This window comes from Murinocardiopsis flavida, assembly GCF_003014485.1.
Lineage (GTDB): Bacteria > Actinomycetota > Actinomycetes > Streptosporangiales > Streptosporangiaceae > Murinocardiopsis > Murinocardiopsis flavida.
This window is the reverse complement of sequence record NZ_PYGA01000010.1, coordinates 87,589-105,322: the sequence shown is the minus strand read 5'-3', so window position 1 is coordinate 105,322 and position 17,734 is coordinate 87,589. Positions and strand designations below refer to the sequence as shown.

13 protein-coding genes are annotated in these 17,734 nt (G+C 72.6%); 8 read left to right on the top strand and 5 right to left on the bottom strand.

The window, feature by feature from the left end; all coding sequences use genetic code 11:
* Positions 1-48 precede the first annotated feature (48 nt).
* From pgl to CLV63_RS15205, 4 genes are all read right to left on the bottom strand, one after another.
* Positions 49-834, bottom strand: a complete 786-nt coding sequence (pgl, locus tag CLV63_RS15225) for a 6-phosphogluconolactonase (RefSeq protein ID WP_106583683.1) — start codon at positions 832-834, stop codon at positions 49-51.
* Complete coding sequence (locus CLV63_RS15220) at positions 831-1,748, bottom strand: glucose-6-phosphate dehydrogenase assembly protein OpcA (RefSeq protein WP_106583682.1); 918 nt, start codon at positions 1,746-1,748, stop codon at positions 831-833. Before CLV63_RS15220 ends, pgl begins: the two co-directional genes overlap by 4 nt.
* A 264-nt stretch (positions 1,749-2,012) precedes the next feature.
* Entirely contained in the window at positions 2,013-2,453 is a 441-nt protein-coding gene (locus CLV63_RS15210; RefSeq protein ID WP_106583680.1) for an SRPBCC family protein, read from the bottom strand.
* Between the two features lie 184 nt (positions 2,454-2,637).
* Positions 2,638-5,316, bottom strand: a complete 2,679-nt coding sequence (locus tag CLV63_RS15205) for an AAA family ATPase (RefSeq protein WP_106583679.1) — start codon at positions 5,314-5,316, stop codon at positions 2,638-2,640.
* A gap of 193 nt (positions 5,317-5,509) precedes the next feature.
* Between CLV63_RS15205 and CLV63_RS15200 the strand changes: the two genes are divergently transcribed.
* From CLV63_RS15200 to CLV63_RS15180, 5 genes are all read left to right on the top strand, one after another.
* A complete protein-coding gene (locus CLV63_RS15200; RefSeq protein WP_245928835.1) occupies positions 5,510-6,931 on the top strand; it encodes an MFS transporter in 1,422 nt (473 codons plus the stop codon).
* A gap of 56 nt (positions 6,932-6,987) precedes the next feature.
* On the top strand, positions 6,988-7,842 hold the full coding sequence (locus CLV63_RS15195) for an SDR family oxidoreductase (RefSeq protein WP_106583677.1): 855 nt from the start codon (positions 6,988-6,990) through the stop codon (positions 7,840-7,842).
* Between the two features lie 35 nt (positions 7,843-7,877).
* The gene (locus tag CLV63_RS15190; protein WP_106583676.1) at positions 7,878-8,294 is read left to right on the top strand and encodes a Dabb family protein; all 417 of its coding nucleotides are present in this window, start codon (positions 7,878-7,880) and stop codon (positions 8,292-8,294) included.
* A 131-nt stretch (positions 8,295-8,425) separates the two neighbouring features.
* Positions 8,426-9,598: an MFS transporter gene (locus CLV63_RS15185; RefSeq protein ID WP_211301321.1), complete on the top strand. Its 1,173-nt coding sequence runs from the start codon at positions 8,426-8,428 to the stop codon at positions 9,596-9,598.
* Between the two features lie 301 nt (positions 9,599-9,899).
* Positions 9,900-12,173: a serine/threonine-protein kinase gene (locus tag CLV63_RS15180; protein ID WP_106583674.1), complete on the top strand. Its 2,274-nt coding sequence runs from the start codon at positions 9,900-9,902 to the stop codon at positions 12,171-12,173.
* Positions 12,174-12,930: 757 nt separating this feature from the next.
* Here the strand turns inward: CLV63_RS15180 and CLV63_RS15175 are convergent.
* Positions 12,931-14,133, bottom strand: a complete 1,203-nt coding sequence (locus CLV63_RS15175; RefSeq protein ID WP_106583673.1) for a trans-sulfuration enzyme family protein — start codon at positions 14,131-14,133, stop codon at positions 12,931-12,933.
* A 60-nt stretch (positions 14,134-14,193) separates the two neighbouring features.
* Here CLV63_RS15175 and CLV63_RS15170 point away from each other — a divergent pair, with 60 nt between their 5' ends.
* The 3 genes from CLV63_RS15170 to CLV63_RS15160 all read left to right on the top strand — a co-directional run bounded on the left by CLV63_RS15170 (position 14,194) and on the right by CLV63_RS15160 (position 17,644).
* A complete protein-coding gene (locus CLV63_RS15170; protein ID WP_106583672.1) occupies positions 14,194-15,669 on the top strand; it encodes an aminotransferase-like domain-containing protein in 1,476 nt (491 codons plus the stop codon).
* 158 nt (positions 15,670-15,827) lie between these two features.
* The gene (locus CLV63_RS15165) at positions 15,828-17,330 is read left to right on the top strand and encodes a polymorphic toxin-type HINT domain-containing protein (protein WP_106583671.1); all 1,503 of its coding nucleotides are present in this window, start codon (positions 15,828-15,830) and stop codon (positions 17,328-17,330) included.
* Between the two features lie 77 nt (positions 17,331-17,407).
* Complete coding sequence (locus tag CLV63_RS15160; RefSeq protein ID WP_146165572.1) at positions 17,408-17,644, top strand: hypothetical protein; 237 nt, start codon at positions 17,408-17,410, stop codon at positions 17,642-17,644.
* Positions 17,645-17,734: the final 90 nt, after the last annotated feature.

The window sequence follows — 17,734 nt, the reverse complement described above, 5'->3', positions numbered from 1 at the left end:
GCGCCGGACGCGTGCCGTCCCCGATGCGGTGCCTGCCGCCGGGGGCGTTCAGGAGTGGCCGGGGACGGCTAGGGCGGCGGGGAGGCGGCCTGCGGCGGCGCGGTCGAGGAGGACCAGGGTCCGCGAGCGGCCGCGCGCCCCTGAAGCGGGGACCTGGACCGGGCCCGCCGCGCCCAGGGCGAGGCGCACGGCGTCGGCCTTCGCCTCGCCCGAGGCGAGCAGCCACACCTCGCGGGCCGCCCCGATGGCGGGCAGGGTCAGCGAAACCCGGGTGGGCGGCGGTTTCGGCGCGCCGTGCACCGCCACCACCGTCCGCTCGCCCTCGTACAGCGCGGGCTGCTCGGGGAACAGCGAGGCGACGTGGGTGTCGGGGCCGATACCGAGCAGGCAGATGTCGAAGGACGGGACGTCGGCGTGGTCCTCCGGCCGGGCCGCGGCGCGCAGGGCCTCGGCGTAGCGGGCCGCGCCGTCCTCGGGGGTGCCCTCGCCGGGCGTCGGCATCGGGTGCACCCGTGCCGGGTCGAGGTCGACGTGGTCGAGCAGCGCGGCGCGCGCGCCGGTCTCGTTGCGCTCCGGGTCGCCCGAAGGCAGGAAGCGCTCGTCGCCCCACCACACGTCGAGCCGCCGCCAGTCGACGGCGTCGCGCGCGGGGGACTTCGCGAGTTCGGCGAGCACGGCGGTGCCGATGCCGCCGCCGGTCAGGACGATGGACGCGGCCCCCCGCGCCGACTGGGCGTCGACCAGGACGGGGACGATGCGTGCCGCGGTGACCTTCGCCAGGTCGTCGGCGCTGACGTGCACCGAAACCGACGGAGTCGCGTGGTGGCCGGTCACGCGTTCGCCTCGACGAGTTCCGCCATGTGCTTGGCGGAACGCTCGTAGATCTCGTCGGGGTCGAGGCGGCGCAGCTCCTCGGTCAGGGCGTCCGTGGGGCGGCGCAGCGGGAGCGCCACCGCCTGCTCGGGCTGACCCGGCCGGGTCAGCGACGCGACGCGGCCGTCGAGCCGGTTGATGGAGATGTCGCCCTCGTCGGTGTGCAGGACGGCGCCGGTGATCGCCGGCCCCTTGGAGATCTCGCGTTCGACGGGGACGTCGAGCTGCTGCGACAGCCACGCCGCGAGCAGGTCGGCGCTGGGGAAGTGCGGTTCGGCGGCGACCGTGGCCGACCGCACCCAGCCGATGCGCTGGTCCATGGTCGACGCCAGCAGCGAGCGCCACGGCGTGACCCGGGTCCAGGTGAGGTCGGTGTCGCCGGGACGGTAGTTCCGGACCCGCCCGATCATGTCGGCGACCGGGTCGGCGGCCCGCAGCGCGTCGGTGATGCGGCGCTGGGCGAGGCGGCCCACCGGGTCGGACGCGGGGTCGGCCGGGCCCTCGCCCGGCCACCACACAACGGCCGGCGCGTCGGGCACCAGCAGGGGCGTCACCACGGAGTCGACGTGCTCGCCGAGCGGGCCGAAGATGCGCAGCAGCAGTGCCTCGCCCGGACCGGCGGTCCCGGGGCGGCGGATCTCGGCGTCGATGGCCGACTCGGCCTCGGGGTCGCGCCGGATCAGCGCCAGGATCCGCGAGGGGTGCTCGTGCCCGGCCTCGGTGGCGGTGCGCACCGCGTCGTAGTGGTCGGCCTCGTTGGTGACGATGATCAGGGTCAGCACCAGGTTCATGGCGCCGCCGCCGACGCTGTGCCGCTCGGCCGCCAGCGTCTCGCTGATCTGCGAGGTGGTGGTGCGCGGAAGGTAGAGCGTCATCGCAGAATCCCCGTCCAGGCCCCGCAACGGGGCGCGCTGTCCATTGGTGTCACCGCAAGCCTAGTCAACCGGGCCCCGAACCCGCGGATTCCACGGCCTGGAGATGCGCACAGGTGCAGGTTCCTTGGTGGCGGGCGTGGCGGGCGTGGCGGGCGTGGCGGGCGTGCCGGGCGTGGCGGGTGTGCCGGTACTGGGGCAGGTCGGCGGCCAGGAGTTGCCGCCGCCGGCGCCCGCCCGCCGCTGCACACCCGCATCACCCCGGTGTCAGGAGGCCTCCGCGGCCCTCCTGAGGTGGCCGAGCCATGCGGTCAGGGATTCGCGGAGGGCGGCCCGGGTGCCGTCGATGTCGGAGCGTACCGGGTTCCCGTCCCATGACTCCTCTGTGTGGACGTGCACCGAAGAACCGATCGTGTCGAACGTCCACAGGTGGATGCCGGTGATTCCGTGGCTGGTTCCGCCCCAGAGGATCCGGCGCCGGGGCTGGAGCACGTACACGGTGAACTCGATGTCCAGCCCGGCTGTGCTCCACCGGAAGGTGCTGTCCGTCCGCAGGGGACGATCGGCCGCCGCGGCGGTGATGTCGGGTTGCCAGTCAGGCCACGAGGACACGTCTGTGAGCAACTGCCACACGCGCCACGGCGGTGCGTCGATGACGTTGTCACAGCGCACCACCACCGGTGCTGCCACGTCGATTTCGGTGATCATTCGCACGCCTTCCCTGGGGCTGGAGCGACAGGCTCCACGCGTCACCGAACACGGTCGCGCGACATCGACGCGGTTCGCGTCGGTGAGAATCACCCAACTTCTCCCGATATCGGACCGCGAGGACGTGCCGCCGCGTCGCCGATACAGGGCAGACGCCGCGTGACGCAGCACGAGCGGGCCCGCGTCACCCTAGGTCGGGCATGTCCTTGAGCTGCCTGCGCGACGTGATTCCGAGCTTGCGGAAGATGTTGCGCAAGTGGGCGTCCACCGTACGCGGGCTGAGGAACAGGCGCGTGGCCACCTCCTTCGACGTCGCGCCCGCCGCGACCTGGCGCGCGATATGCATCTCCTGCATGGTCAGGCGGTCGTAGGTGTGCTCGGAGCGACTGCGGGCCACTTCCCCGGTTGCGCGCAGCTCGTCCGCGGCCCGCCGGGCGAACGCCTCCAGCCCGATCCCCGACAGCTGCTCGTGCGCGGTACGCAGGTGTTCGCGTGCGTCGCGACGACGACCCGCCCGGCGCAGCCACTCCCCGTACCGCAGGTGCGCCCGTGCGAGGTGCAGCGCCAGTGAGCTACCCGTCAGGTGTTCGAGCGCCTCCACGTAGTCGGCTTCCGCGTCGCTGACCAGCGCCCGCGCGCCTGCCGCTACGCCACGGGCGAAGGCGGTTCCCGCGGGCTCCGTGCGCTCGATCAGGGACTCCAGCGCCGACTGCGCGACGGCGTTCTCGCCGCACCGGACCGCGGCCTCCACCAACTCGGGCAGCGCGATGCCGGTGAGGAAGAGGTCGCCGCCCGCCACGGCTCGCGTGGCCGCGTCCAGCGCGACCGGGTAGTCGCCCAGGCCGTTGTACAGCACGGCCGTCGCCCAGTGGGCATTCGCGGTCAGCTGACCGGTACCCCGGCTCATCACCTCGGAGAACAGGTCGAGCACCTCCTGGCGGCGGCCGCGCATCGCCGCCAGGTGCCCTCTCGGGTACAGCTGCGGTAGGTCGCCGAGGGCATCGGCGATCGCTTCCTCCTCGGCGATCGCGGCCATCGCCCGCCCGAAGTCGCCGGCGAACACCGCGGATATCGCCACCTGCGACAGGCCGAGCCGGATGGTCATCGGCGACCCCGTGTCCCGCCCGGTCCGCACCAGCCAATCGGTGACCGCCGCGTGCAGGTCGAGGTCCCACAGTTCGCCCGCGAGCACCGCGGCCAGCGCCGGAACACGCGTCCAGTCGGAATCGCAGCCGGTGAGGACCTGCCGAAGCGCCGGCACTCCCGTACGGTGGCCCTCGGTGCTCAACAGCACCAGCGCGTCGAGCAGATCCGGCGGCCGCGATGCCGGCGGCGCCGAGCGGGCCGCGGCGAGCACCCTGTCCATCACCCCCGCGGCCCTGCCGACGACGAGGCCCATCTCCAGAGCCGCCACGAAGCACCTGCGCGACTGTTCCGGATCACTGGCAGCGAGCCGCTGCCCTGCCCGCAGGATGAGTTCCGACCCTCTGGTGACCCCGTCGGCACCGCGGACGAACGCGATCCGCCCGCGCAGCAGGTCGACGGACGCGTGCTGGGGGTCATCCAGTGTCTCGGTGTCGATGCTGGCGAGCATGTCCTCCGCCGCGTTCGCTCCGCCCGCTTCGAGTGTCGCCCGCGCGGCCGCGAGCGTGCGCTCGGTCTGCTTGCCGGGGGCGAGCGACAGCGCCGCCGCACGCGAGAGGAACGCGGCGGCGGCCGCGACGCCCCCACGCGCCTGCGCACGCGACGCCGACGACTCCAGCTCCGTTGCGACCTGTTCGTCCGGCCCGGTGGTGGCCTGAGCACGGTGCCAGGCCCGCCGGTCCGGAGCGGCGACCGGGTCGGTGGCATCGGCCAGTGCCCGATGCGCCGCTTGGCGCCGCTCCGGCTCGGCCGCACCGTATGCGGCAGAGCGCGCCAGCGGGTGGCAGAACCGTGCGCGGGTGTCGAACCGCACCAGCCCGGACGCCTCGGCGGCGGCGCTCGCGACGGGCACGTCGATGTCCAACCGCAGCGCGGCCGCCCACAGCAGCCCTGGGTCGCCGGTGGGATCGGCGCTCGCGAGAATCAGCAGCAGCCGTGCGTCCAGGGGCAGTTCCACCATCCTGGCCCGGAAGCTCCGCTCGATCCGGCTCGCGACCGGCGACGGGGTCGGCAGCGCGAAGCCGCCTGCTTTCGGCAACTCGATCAGGGCCAGCGGGTTTCCGCGCGCCTCGGCGAGGAGGCGATCACGCACCCGCTCATCGAGCGTCGTGGTCTTCTCCTCGGCCAGCAACGCGCGCGCATGCGCGTCGCTCAGGCCACCGACCGTCAGCCCGGGCAGCTCGTCCAGCCCACGGGCGGCGTCCTGGTGGCGGGCCGCGAACACCATCGCGATCGGCTCAGCTGCGATGCGCCTCGCCAGGAACGTCAACGCCTTCGCCGAGGCGGCGTCCATCCAGTGCGCGTCATCGACGACGCACAGCAATGGACGTTCCGTCGCGGCGGCCGCGAGCAGTTCGAGCGCGGCAAGGCCGACGCGGAACGGGTCCGGCGCGCCGTCGGACAACCCGAACGCGACCAGGAGGGAGTCGCGGTAGGGGGCCGCCAGCGTTTCGAGGTGCGCCAGCACCGGAACACACAGCTGGTGCAGCGCCGCGAACGGCAGCTCACCCTCGAACTCCGACCCCGACGCGCGAATGATCTGGAACCCCTCAGGTGCCGCGTGTTCGAGGTGGTCCAGCAGCGCGCTCTTGCCGATGCCCGGCTCGCCGCGGAGGACGAGCACACCGCCCTCGCCCTGTTCCGCGGCGCGCACGAGGACAAGGAGGCGATTGATCTCGTCGTGCCGGCCAATGAGCGAGCGGAGGGACGTCGTGGGCATGGTGCGAACCCTAGGCGAAGTAGGTGAATGTCGCCGACGCGAGCAGGGGTGTGCCCGCGCGATCGTCATTGCATGGAGACACGAGCTCGCGGCACGGTTCCGGGCTCTCACCCCACCGGCCTGGCGTGACGTCGTCCTCGGTGGGCCCGTCGCAGGGTTCGTCGGCGCCACATCCCTACTAGAGAAAGACGAAATGATGAGCAACGAAACCGCACCGGCCACGGTGCCCGCCCGCCCCCGGGCGCGGCGGGGTGTGGCGGTGGCCGGCCTGGCGGCCTCCATGTTCCTGGTCATCCTCGACAGCGCGATGGTGAACCTCGCCGGGCCGGCGATCCGCGAGGGCCTCGGGCTCTCGGTCCCCGAACTCGCGATCGCCGTGAACAGCTACCTGGTGGCGTTCGCCGGCCTGCTGCTGCTCGGCGGCCGGCTCGCCGACGTACTCGGCGGCCGGAAGGTGTACCTGACCGGAATGGCCGTCTACATCGCGGCATCGGTCTGTTCTGCTCTGGCCGTCAGCGGACCGATGCTGACCGTCGGGCGGGTCGGGCAGGGGATCGGGTCCGCGATCGTGGTACCGGCCGCGCTCGCGCTCGTGCTCTCCCTCTACTCCTCCCGCGCGGAACGCACCCGGGCGATGGGCATCTGGGGCGCGGTCGCGGGCGCGGGCAGCCTCATCGGCGTCTTCCTCGGCGGAACGCTGACCGACCTGCTGGGCTGGCAGTCGGTGTTCCTGACCCCGATACCGATCGGCATCACCAGCGCGGTCATCGTGTGGCGCACGGTGCCGTCGTTCCCCCGGCGGCCCGGCCGCTTCGATCTGCTCGGCGCCCTCACCATCACCGTCGGGATCTCCGCCATCGCACTCGGCACGGTCTCCGCGGCCGAGGCCGGGTGGGGCGAGCCCGCCACGCTCATCGGCCTCACCGTCGGCTTCGCCTCCCTGACCGCGTTCGTGATCGCCGAGCAGCGCTCCGCAGACCCCCTGGTCCCGCTCGGAGTCTTCCGCAATCGGCCGGTGGTCACGGCCAGCGTCGTGATGATGATGATCGGCGCGACCCTGACGGGCGTGTTCTTCTTCCTGCCCCTCTACCAGCAGGAGGTCCTGGGCATGAGTGCGCTGGCGACCGGGATGGCCCAGATCCCCATCGCCGTCATGATCATCGTGGGCAGCGTCGTCGCGCCAATGCTGGCCAAGCGCATCGGGCTGGGCCGCGCGCTGCCGGCCGGTCTCGCCGTTCTGCTCGTCGGCCTCCTGTGGCTGGCGGTGGATCCGACGACCAGCGGCTTCTCCGCCAGTCTGCTGGGCGCGTTCCTGCTGACCGGCACCGGCCTCGGGCTCGGCTCCGTCTCCGCCACCGCGATGGCGGTGCGCGACAGCAGGGAAGGCGAATCGGGCCTGCTCAGCGGTCTGATCAACGCCGCACAGCAGGTGGGCAGCGCTGTCGGGCTCGCAGTACTCATCGGGATCTCCGTCGGCGCCGCCGGGGCGAACGACGACATCGAGTTCACGACCGCGTTCCTGGGCGTGGCCGCGCTCATCCTCATCGCCCTCGCCCTGTCGTTCGTCCCCACGGCAAGGACACGGGCGGATAGGGCCACCGCGGGCGCGCGCTGACCCCAGGACCGTGCCGGGGACACCCCCCGGTGCCACCGACGAATGGAGATACCTCGATGGACACCCCCACTGTGCTCGTGACCGGCGCGACCGGAACCGTGGGATCCGCTCTGGTCCCCGCCCTGCGAACGCTCGGCGTCACCGTCCGCGCGATGACCCGCGACCCCGACCGGCCCGTCCCCGGCGTGGAGAACGCCGTCGCCGACCTGCACGATCCGGAATCAGTCACCGCCGCACTGAAGGGCGTCGACGCGGCCTTCCTCAACAGCCCTTCGGCACCCGACGCCGCCGACCTCCAGATCCGATTCGCCGACCTCGCCCGCGACGCCGGCGTCAACCGGATCGTGCTGCTCTCGCAGTACGCGGCGCGCGCCGACTCCCCGGTGCGGTTCCTGCGCTGGCACGCCGACGTCGAAGCACACGTCCAGCGGCTCGGCCTCGACCACACTGTGCTGCGCCCCAACCTCTACATGCAGGCGCTGCTCGGCTTCGCCGGCACCATCGCCCAGGGCTGGTTCGCCGCACCTATCGGCGGCGCCGCCGTCAGCGCCATCGACACCAGGGACATCGCGGACGCTGCCGCGGCCGTGCTGACCGGCACCGGGCACACCGGCCGCACCTACACGCTGACCGGACCCCGCGCCGTCACCCACGATCAGATCGCCCAGGCGCTCTCCACCGCCACCGGGCGGGACATCGCCTTCCACGACGCACCCGCCGAGCAGTTCACCGCCGCACTGACCGGGCTTCTCCCGCCATGGCAGCTCGACGGCCTCGTCGAGGACTACGCCCACTACGCCAGGGGCGAGGCCGCCGACGTGTACACGTCCGTTGCCGACCTCACCGGGAGCCCCGCTCGCGATATCACCGGTTTCGCCCAGGAGTACGCCGCCGCTTTCACCCGGGCCTGACCGCCCGAGTGACCACCAACTGAAAGGGAAGTCCGATGATCTACCACTGCATCCGTTTCACCCTCAAGCCCGACGTTTCGGAGGAGGAGAGGGAGGCCGGCCTCGCGCAGATGCGCGAGCATATCAACGCCATCCCTGCTATCAAGGCGCGCGTGGTGGGTCCCGACATCGGCGGGGACTACGATTACGGTGCTGTCTCGGTGATCGAGGACCTCGACGGCTACGAGGAGTACATGAATCACCCTGCGCACCTGGACATGGACCGGGTCGGGTTGCCGCTGATCGACAAGTTCGTGTCGTTCGATATCACCGACGATCCGGACCCGGCGGTGGGCGCGAGGATCGCCGAGATCCACCAGCGCCGGTACGACACCATGCCCGACATCGCCGAACTGGTCTCCGACCTTGGTGAGTACAGCGGCAGCGCCGCGCCCGGCAAGCACGGAAACTGACGAACCACAGCGACCCCCCGGCGGGCGTGATCCTGGATCACGCCCGCCGTTGTGCATTCTGCGCGCGGATCCGAACAAGTAGGTGATTGTCACCGACGCGAGCGCGAGCAGGGCGGCGCGATCGTGGTGGCATGACGACACAAGCCGAACGCATGGCGCCGCCCCGCCTCGCACGCGGCACAATCCTCGCCGCTGCGACGTTGACGATCATGGCGCCGGCCGTCGTCGCCCCAAGCCTTCCGGCGATGGAGCAGACCTTCGCCGCCGAGCCCGGGGCGTCCCTGCTGGTCCGCCTCGCGATGACGATCACCTCGCTCATGATCGCCATCAGCGCTCCGGTGTCCGGCCTGGTCGCCGACCGAATCGGGCGCCGCCCGCTGCTCGTGTCCAGCCTCGTGCTGTACACGGCCAGCGGCACCGCCGGGTACTTCGTGACCGACCTCCCCCTGTTGGTGGTGACCAGAGCGCTGCTCGGCATCGCCATCGGCGGGGTCATGACGGCGGTCAGCGCGACGATCACCGACTGGTTCGACGGGCCGGAGCGGGCATCCTTCCTCGGGCTCCAGCAGGCGTTCGCGAGCCTCGGCGGCATGGTGTTCCTGCCGTTGGCCGGAGTACTCGCCACGGTCAGCTGGCGGGTCCCGTTCTGGCTCTACAGCCTGGGGGCCGTGGTCGCGGTGTTCGCGATCCTCGCCGTGCGGGACACGCCGCGGGACACGCCCGCGGTGACCGCCGGCCGTGAGCGAGCGCCGACCGGCCGCGTGTTCGGCATCTACGCCCTGGCGCTCGGCGTGACAATGGCGTTCTACATGGCGCCGACACAGGTGCCGTTCCTGCTGGATGATCTCGGCATCGGGCCGGCCATCGTGGGTGTCGTCCTCGCAGGGAGCACGCTGACCGGCGCGCTCGGCGCGCTCTGGTTCCCGATGCTGCGCCGGCGCCTGCGGTTCGCAGCGATCACGACAGTCGCCGTCGCCCTGCTCGGCGCGGGCTGGCTGCTGGTCGGCAGCACCGGCACGGCGTTCGGTACCGCGGCCGGGCTGCTCCTCGGAGGCATCGGTGTCGGGCTCGCCGTCCCCAACGTCACCCTGCGCCTGTCCGAGCTCGCCCCACCCGCCTGGCGTGGCCGCATCCTCAGCGGACTCATCTCCGGGATCTTCCTCGGCCAGTTCCTCTCGCCGCTGGCGGCCCAACCCCTGATCGAGGCCGTCGGTGTCGGCGGCGTCTTCTCCTGGGCCGGGACCGCCATGGTCGCCGGCGCGGGTCTCGCCGCCGTCGGAGCGTGGAAACGAAACACCCACTGAAAGACGTCTCACGTGGCCGAATGTCATGCCGGGACCGTCGAGAACGTCACCAGGGGTACGCGGCCGCTCCACGAGTCTTCGGAAACCCCATAGGGATTCAGTCGGGAACCCCTGGCCATGTCCGCTGCGGGGCCGGTTCGTTCTCGGTGTCCCGTCTCGCCTGATAAAGGCTAGGGAAATGTGCCCTCTCAGGTAGGGGCGGGGCGTGGTTCTCTGGCGTCAGGTCTGTCAGGCCCGGTGGCGCCGCCCCCGCCAGGCTTCCGGTTTCCAGGGACGGTATTGCGTGGAGGGGAGCACACGCATGGCTGGTCCGCTTCGTCCTGGTGACCCGACCAGGGTCGGCGACTACGATCTGACCGCGCGAATCGGCGAGGGCGGTCAAGGGACCGTCTACCTGAGCTACGCGCCCAAGCACGGGCAGGTCGCCGTCAAAGTGCTGAACAGCGGCTGGGCCTCGGACAAGCGGGCGCTGTCCCGCTTCGCCAAGGAGGTCGCCGCCAGCAAGCGCGTCGCGGCGTTCTGCACGGCGGCGGTCCTCGACATGGACCTCGACGCCGAACGCCCCTACGTGGTGAGCGAGTACATCGACGGCCCGTCGCTGCGCGAGGCCGTGCTCAACGATGGGCCGCGCACCGGCTCGGCGCTCGACCGGCTCGCCATCGCCACCGCCACCGCGCTGGTCGCCATCCACCAGGCGGGAGTGGTGCACCGCGACTTCAAGCCCGCGAACGTCCTGCTCGGCGCCGACGGGCCCCGGGTGATCGACTTCGGCATCGCGCGGTCCACCGACGCCACGCTCACCCAGACGGGCGGCATCCTCGGGACGCCGGCGTACATGGCGCCGGAGCAGATCCAGGGCGACCCCGCTGAGGCGCCCATCGACGTGTTCGCCTGGGCCGGTGTCATGGCGTTCGCGGCGACGGGGGTCTCACCGTTCAAGGCCGACACGCTCACCGCGGTGATCAACCGGGTCCTGCACAAGCCGCCGAAGCTCGACGGCGTCCCCGAATCGCTGAGCCCGCTGCTCGCCGCCTGCCTCGACAAGGACGCGGCAAAGCGCCCGACGGCGGTCCAGGTGCTCGGCATGCTCGTCGGGCACGACCCGGTCGCGGTGCGGGAGCTGCCGGTGACGATGGTCCTTGCCGACGGCTACACCGCGGCCTCGCAGGAGCAGACCAAGATCGCGCCGACGGCGGCGATGGTCGCACTCGCGGCGCCGCCGATCGCCGCCGCGGGACTCGCCGGGGCCGCCGCGGCGGCGGCCGACGAAGGGCAGTCGGGCGGGGGACAGGACGCGGTCGGCGGCGCCGAGGGCGCGACCCGCGCGGAGGGGGCGACGCCTGCCGAAGGGGTGGCCCGGGCGGAGGACGGCACCCTTGCCGGGGATGCGACCCGCGCCGAAGGTGCCACGGTCGCCGGGGACGCGACCCGCGCCGACTCCGAACCGAGCGGGACCGTCATCGACCCGGGAACGTCCGGGGCGGCGGCCGCACCCGCGGCCGGAGGCGCCACGGGCGGCGGGGTTCCGCACGGCGGTACGTCGCCGCACGGCTGGGCCGTCCCGCCCGAGCTCGCCGAACCCCGCGGCGGCACCCCGCCGCCCGGCGGTGGGGCACCGGGCGCACCGGACCCGCATGGGGGCACGCCGCCGCACGGCGGTGCGGCACCGCCCGGGGGAGCTGGGGGAGCTGGGGGAGCCGCGCTGCGCGGCGCGGCGGGAGCGGCAGGCGCTGCGGGCGCGGCCGGGGGAGTCGTGCCCGGGGGAGCCGTCCCGCCTGCCGCACCCCCCGGCGCGGCGGGAGCGGCGGGCGCTGCGGGCGCGGCCGGGGGAGTCGTCGCCGGGGGAGTCGTGCCCGGGGGAGCCGTCCCGCCTGCCGTACCCCCCGGCGGGATCCCAGGCCCAGGGGGCACTCCTCCCCAAGGTGGGACCGCACCACCCGGCGGAACTCCGGGTCACGGCGGGACCCCACCCCAAGGCGAGGCCCCACCTCCCGGTGGCACGCCGCCTCTCGGCGGGATCCCGCCGTACAGCGGGACGTCCCCGCACGGGTGGGCGGTGCCGCCGGAGCTGAGCGGCCCGCAGCCCGTGGCCGACCCGCCGCCCGGCACACCGCCGCCCACAGGCCCCGCAGCAGGGACCGACGGCGGAGGCACCGACGGCGGAGGCACCGACGGTGCAGGGAACGACGGCACCGCCCAGGACCCGCGGAAGCGCGGGAGCCGCCGCCGGTCCATGGAATGGGCCATGGCGGCTGTGCTGGTGCTGCTGCTCGGCGGCGTCGTCGTCTGGATCGTGCAGGGCGGGATGCTCGGTGCGCCGCCGGAGACGGCGGACCCCGCAGGGGTCGTCTCCGATTCGCCGAGCGCGAGTCCCAGCTGGGATGCGGAGAACACGCCGCCGCCGACCGAGGAACCGGTCACCGACCCGACGGCGTCGCACGAACCCGATTGGACGCCGGAGGAGTCGCAGGTGCCCGGGTCTGGGGGCGGCGGTCACACCGTGGAGCCCACCGATGAGGGCCACTGGTCGCCCACCCCCACCGCGCCGCCGCACCCGGTGCCCAGCCCGTCCTGACCGGCGCCGGAATCAAGCGTCGGTCGCGTCCTCGGCCTGGAGTTGGGAGGTGAGTGCCGAGGGTCTCCCTCGCCGCAGTGGACTGGGCTGGGCTGCTGCTCTGTGCGGCGCTGCCGTGTGGCGTGGGCCGTGACCCGGACTCCGTGCCGTGTGGCGTGGGTCGTGACCCGGACTCCGTGCCGGGGGTAGGTGCCGAGAGCGTCCGTGCCCACAGCGGACCTGGGCAAGGCTGCCGGAAAGCCTGCGCAGCAGCGACGGCCGAAGCAGACCCCAGGGATCGACGCCAGGCCCCGCCACGCACTGATCGCGCGGCGGGGGCGCTGCGGTGATGGGGCGGGCTGGGCGTCCGGGCGTGGTTGCGGTGGATTCCGTGCGGCGCTGGGCCCGGCGAGCAACGTGCAGGATGTGTGTCGGCCGTCGCTGCTGCGCAGGCTTCCCGGCAGCCTGGCTCCTGTTCCCTGGGGTCAAGGACGCCCTCGCCCCTGGACGCCAGCTCTCCCAGGCGCTCTCGCCTCTGGGACGGCCTTGCCCCCGGACGCCAGCTCTCCCAGGCGCTCTCGCCTCTGGGGCGCGCTCGCTCCCGGATGCCCGTGCTTCCGGGCGCGCTCGCTCCCGGATGCTCGCGCTTCCGGGCGCTCTTGCCTCTGGGACGCCCTTGCCCCCGAACGATGGCGCCCAGGGTCGTCCTCGTCCTCAACCGGGAGTGCCTTCCCCTCGTGGGGCGGGATCGTTCGCGGGTGGCGGTTCGGCTCGGCCGTCAGGCGAGGGCCTGCTCCAGGTCTGTCCAGAGGTCCTCGACGTCTTCGATGCCGGTGCTGACGCGGACCAGGCCCGGGCCGATCCCCGCCGCCGCCAGCTCCTCGGGGTCCAGGTTGCGGTGCGAGGTGCTGGCCGGGTGCATGACCAGTGATCGCACATCGCCGAGGGACGGCGCCAGCGCGGCCAGGCGCACGCTGTTGACGAACTTGCGGCCCGCGTCCGCGCCGCCCGCCAGGTCGAACGACAGCACCCCGCCGAACCCGCCCGTCAGCAGTGCGCGCGCCGTCGCGTGCGAGGGATGGCCGGGCAGCCCCGGGTAGTGCACCGTGTCGACCGCCGGGTGCTCGGCCAGGCGCTCGGCGAGGGTCTGGGCATTCTCGCTCTGCCGGGGCACCCGCACGCCGAGTGTCTGCAAGCCGCGGATGGCCAGCCACGCCGAGGCCGGGTCGAGGACCGAGCCGAACTCCAGCGTCCGTCCCCTGACCTCGCGGTGGAGGGCGTCGTCGGCGAACACGGCCAGGCCGCCGATGACGTCGGAGTGGCCGCCCAGGTACTTGGTCGCCGAGTGGACGACGATGTCGGCCCCGTGCTCGATCGGGCGGCACAGCAACGGCGTCGCGAAGGTGTTGTCGACGATGGCGGTGACCCCATTGCGCGCCGCGATGGCCGTGAGCGCGGGCAGGTCCACGACCTCGCCGGTCGGGTTCGCGATGGTCTCCAGGAACAGGACGCGCGTCCGCGGTGTGATCGCCGCTTCGACCGCGGCCGGGTCCCCGGCGGCGACCCGGGTCACCTGCACACCCCAGCGCTGGTCCAGGTCGCCGAGGATGCCGAGGGTGCCGCCGTAGAGGCGGTTCTGCGCGACCACGTGGTCGCCGGGGCGCAGGAGCGCCCACAGGGTCGAGGTGATCGACCCCATGCCGGACGCCGAGCCGATGGCGGCCGCGCCGCCTTCGAGGCCCGCCACCGCGTCTTCCAGGGCGCGGGCCGTGGGGTTGTTGTAGCGGGCGTAGACGAACGGGCCGCCCGGGTCGGCGAACGCGGCCCCCATGGAGTCCGCGTCGGGGAACGTGAACGTGTGCCCCTGGTACAGGGGGACCCCCAGCGGGCTGCTGCCCTCGACCGGGGGGACGGCGACGTGGACGGTCCGCGAGGACGGGCGGATGCCGACGCCGGTGGACGGTGCGTTGTTCGAAGCCATGCCTCCACACTCGCCGCCCCCACTGCGCTACGACAGAGCCAATCGGCGACAATTGGCTTTATGACGGATCCAATCCCCGCCGATGACCTCGTTTCGCTGCTGGGACGCTGGGCGGTCGGCCGTGGCCCGCTCTACCTGCTGCTCGCCGGCCGCCTGCGCGCCCTCGTCGAGGAGGGCGCCATCCCGCCCGGTTGCCCCTTGCCCGCCGAGCGCACGCTCGCGGCGCGGCTGTCGGTCGGCAGGGGCACGGTCGTCGGCGCCTACGAGCGGCTCCGCGAGGAGGGGCGGGTGACCCGCAGGCAGGGCAGCGGCACCCGGGTGGCGCCGGGCCCGTCGCCTGCGCTGCCCTCGCCCGGGCGCGCCGCGCACAGCTCCCGGTTCCTCGCCCTCTTCGACCCCGCTCCCGGCACACTGGCGCTCACCTGCGCCGCGCCCGACTCGCCGCCGCCGGAGCTGCGGGCGTCCTACGGCCGCGCGGTGGCGCGGTTGGCGACCCTCTCCGACGACATCGGATATCACCCGGCCGGGCACCCCGAACTGCGCGCGGCGGTCGCGGCGCGGTTCACCCGGCGCGGCCTGCCCACAACGGCCGACCAGGTGCTCATCACCAACGGGGCGCAGCAGGCGCTCGCCCTCGCGGTGCGCTGCAACGTCGCAGCGGGCGACACGGTGCTCGCCGAGCGCCCCAGCTACCCGGGCGCGCTCGCGCTGTTCGGGGAGGCCGCGGCGAGCGTGCGGACCGCCCCGGTGGGTCCCGAGGGGCTGGACGCGGCGGCGCTGCTGCCCGCGATGGCGGAGCTGCGGCCCGCCCTCACCTACCTCATCCCGTCGTTCCACAACCCGACCGGAACCCTGATCAGCCCGCTGCACCGGCGCCGGATCGCTGCTGCCGCGGGGGAGTCGGGGCTGCTCGTCGTCGAGGACGAGACAACGGTCGACCTCGGCTTCCACGGCGACGCCCCCGCGCCGCTGGCGTCCTTCCCCGGCGGCGGCCGCGTGCTCACCGTCGGCTCGCTGAGCAAGCTGGCCTGGGGCGGGCTGCGGGTCGGCTGGGTCAGGGGGCACACGGCCGACATCGACCGGTTGGCGCGCGTGAAGGCCCTCGACGACCTGGGCGGCGACGTCCTCGGCCAGCTCGCGGCGGCCGACCTGCTCGCGGACCCCGACGCGCTGATCGGCAGGCGCCGCGCCGAACTCCGCGCGCACCACGACCACCTGACGGCCGGGCTCGACCGGCTGCTGCCCGACTGGTGCTACTGGCGGGCGGCGGGCGGGCAGTCGATCTGGGTACGGCTGCCGCACGGCGACGCAGCGTCGTTGGCGCAGGTCGCCCTGCGTCACGGGGTCGCCCTGCTCCCGGGCGGCGCGATGGTCCCCGACGGCGGCGCAGCGGAGTGGATGCGGCTGCCGTTCATCGCCCCTCCGGCCACCCTCGACACAGCGGTGCGGCGGCTGCGGAGCGCATGGGACGCCTACACCGGCGCGGGAAGCCCGCGCGCGACGACGGCGCCGGCGCTCAACGCGATAGCGGTGTAGCGCGCCCGTCGACCGCGCCCGGTGACCGTGCGGTATCGCAGACGTGGCTGGTGGGGCAGGTGGCCGGTAGCGGACGGAACCGCCTTTGGTGAGGCCGTTGTGGGTATCGTTTCCCCGGCCGTCGTGAGCATCCCCCTGTATCTGAAAGTTGATCCATCATGCGTTGGGTGTGGCGGGGCGAGTCCGGGGCCGGTGCCATCGAGTACGGCGCCCTCGTTGTCCTGGCCGGTGTCATCGTCGCGGCGCTCATCGGCGCCGGGCTGCCGACCGCGGTGACCCCCGCGGTCAGCGCGGCCGTCTGCGAGCTGTACACAGCCGAGCACTGCAAGCCGGAGAACGGCGGCCCGGGCGATTCCACCGATCCCGACGGCGGCAACGGCGACCCCGACGGCGGTAACGGCGATCCCGACGGCGGCAACGGCGATCCCGACGGCGGTACGGGCGATCCCGACGGCGGCAACGGCGACCCCGGCGGGGAGCCCGAGGAGGCCGGCGCCGACCCCGCGCTCGACAAGGAGATCGAGGACGCGCAGAAGGAGTACGACGAGCTCAAGAAGGAGCACGACAAGCAGGAGCGCGAAGCCGGCAACATCGACAAGGAGTTGATGGATCTCCTCAAGGAGTTGATCGGCTGGAACGACGCCAAGAAGTGCTTCACCGAGGGCGACATCCTCGCGTGCCTGGAGACCGCGCTCACCGCCATCCCGTGGGGCAAGGCGCTGAAGTTCGTCTCCAAGATCCCGAAGGCGTACAAGCTCTTCGACAAGTGGCGCAAGGGCAGTAAGGCCTACGACAAGATCAAGGGCCAGCTCGACAAGCAGAAGAAGAAGCTCGACGACCTCAAGAAGAAGAAAAAGGAGAAAGAGAAGGACAAGACGAGCTGCCCGCTCCCCAATGCCGACAACCGCAACACGCCCAACAGCTTCCTGCCCGGCACCCCCGTCCTGCTCGCCGACGGTTCGACGCTGCCCATTGCCGACATCGAGGTCGGCGACCGGGTGTACGCGTTCGACCCGCGCACCGGCGAGGAGGGGCCGCGCCCGGTCGCCGGACTGATCAAGGGAACGGGCAAGAAGACCCTCGTCACCCTCACCGTGACCGACGCAGAGGGCGCCACCGGCAGTGTCACTGCAACCGCCGAGCACCCGTTCTGGGTTCCCGGGAGCGCCCAATGGGTCGACGCCGCCGACCTGGACCCGGGCACGACGCTGCGCACCTCGAGCGGCGCCTGGGCGCGGGTCACCGGCACCGACGTCCGCGAGGTCGCCGACCAGCGTGTCCACAACCTGGATGTCGCCGGTATCGACACCTATTTCGTCTCCCCCGCTGATTCCGCGGTTCTCGTCCACAACGACGACTGCCAGCCCGCCCAGTTCGACGACGTCGGTGAGAAATACGTCAAGGACAAGCACGTCGAGGGTGGGAAGAACGTCACGCCGGACAAGAGCGTGTTCGGCAAGGACCAGGATCTCGACGACCTTGTGGAGAAGGCGAACAAGGTCGAGGCCAAGGGGCCGAACAAGGACGGGAACTACGAACGCGACGTCGACGCCGGACGTATCATCGGGCGGAAGTCCCAGGAAAGCGGCGGCGCATCCACGACCCGCTACCGCGTTGTACAGGACAAGTACGGCGCGGTCATCACCATGCATCCACTTTAGAGCCGGGCCAGGGGGCGACCATCGGATACGCGGTCTATATCGAGAACCAGGTCCACGATCGGGAGTATGTGGGGCCGGTGCACAGCAGGCACCTGGCGCCGGTCCTGGACAACGCCGAGGAGGGGAGCCTGCTCGACTCCGTCTACCAGCACGGCGACACCATGTTCAACGTCCCCCAGATGAACCGCATCAAGCGGGAACTGGCGCGGATCAGGGACGCACACCCCGACCTGCGCACCAGCGTCGAAGTCCTGGAGATCCTCATCGACAAGGCGGTCCTCGACCGCGGCTACCTCTGGATCTCCGGCGACTGAGCGCACCGCGCTCGTCCCCACCCCGGCCAGAACCGGCCACGGAGGCGGGTTGTCCGACATCGGATGATGAGTATCGTTCGTCCGGTTGTC

Bases quoted from the DNA above. Each gene is read 5' to 3' on its own strand.
- CLV63_RS15220 (WP_106583682.1), bottom strand. From the start codon at position 1,748: ATGACGCTCTACCTTCCGCGCACCACCACCTCGCAGATCAGCGAGACG.
- CLV63_RS15210 (WP_106583680.1), bottom strand. From the start codon at position 2,453: ATGATCACCGAAATCGACGTGGCAGCACCGGTGGTGGTGCGCTGTGAC.
- CLV63_RS15205 (WP_106583679.1), bottom strand. From the start codon at position 5,316: ATGCCCACGACGTCCCTCCGCTCGCTCATTGGCCGGCACGACGAGATC.
- CLV63_RS15200 (WP_245928835.1), top strand. From the start codon at position 5,510: ATGATGAGCAACGAAACCGCACCGGCCACGGTGCCCGCCCGCCCCCGG.
- CLV63_RS15195 (WP_106583677.1), top strand. From the start codon at position 6,988: ATGGACACCCCCACTGTGCTCGTGACCGGCGCGACCGGAACCGTGGGA.
- CLV63_RS15190 (WP_106583676.1), top strand. From the start codon at position 7,878: ATGATCTACCACTGCATCCGTTTCACCCTCAAGCCCGACGTTTCGGAG.
- CLV63_RS15185 (WP_211301321.1), top strand. From the start codon at position 8,426: ATGACGACACAAGCCGAACGCATGGCGCCGCCCCGCCTCGCACGCGGC.
- CLV63_RS15180 (WP_106583674.1), top strand. From the start codon at position 9,900: ATGGCTGGTCCGCTTCGTCCTGGTGACCCGACCAGGGTCGGCGACTAC.
- CLV63_RS15175 (WP_106583673.1), bottom strand. From the start codon at position 14,133: ATGGCTTCGAACAACGCACCGTCCACCGGCGTCGGCATCCGCCCGTCC.
- CLV63_RS15170 (WP_106583672.1), top strand. From the start codon at position 14,194: ATGACGGATCCAATCCCCGCCGATGACCTCGTTTCGCTGCTGGGACGC.
- CLV63_RS15165 (WP_106583671.1), top strand. From the start codon at position 15,828: ATGCGTTGGGTGTGGCGGGGCGAGTCCGGGGCCGGTGCCATCGAGTAC.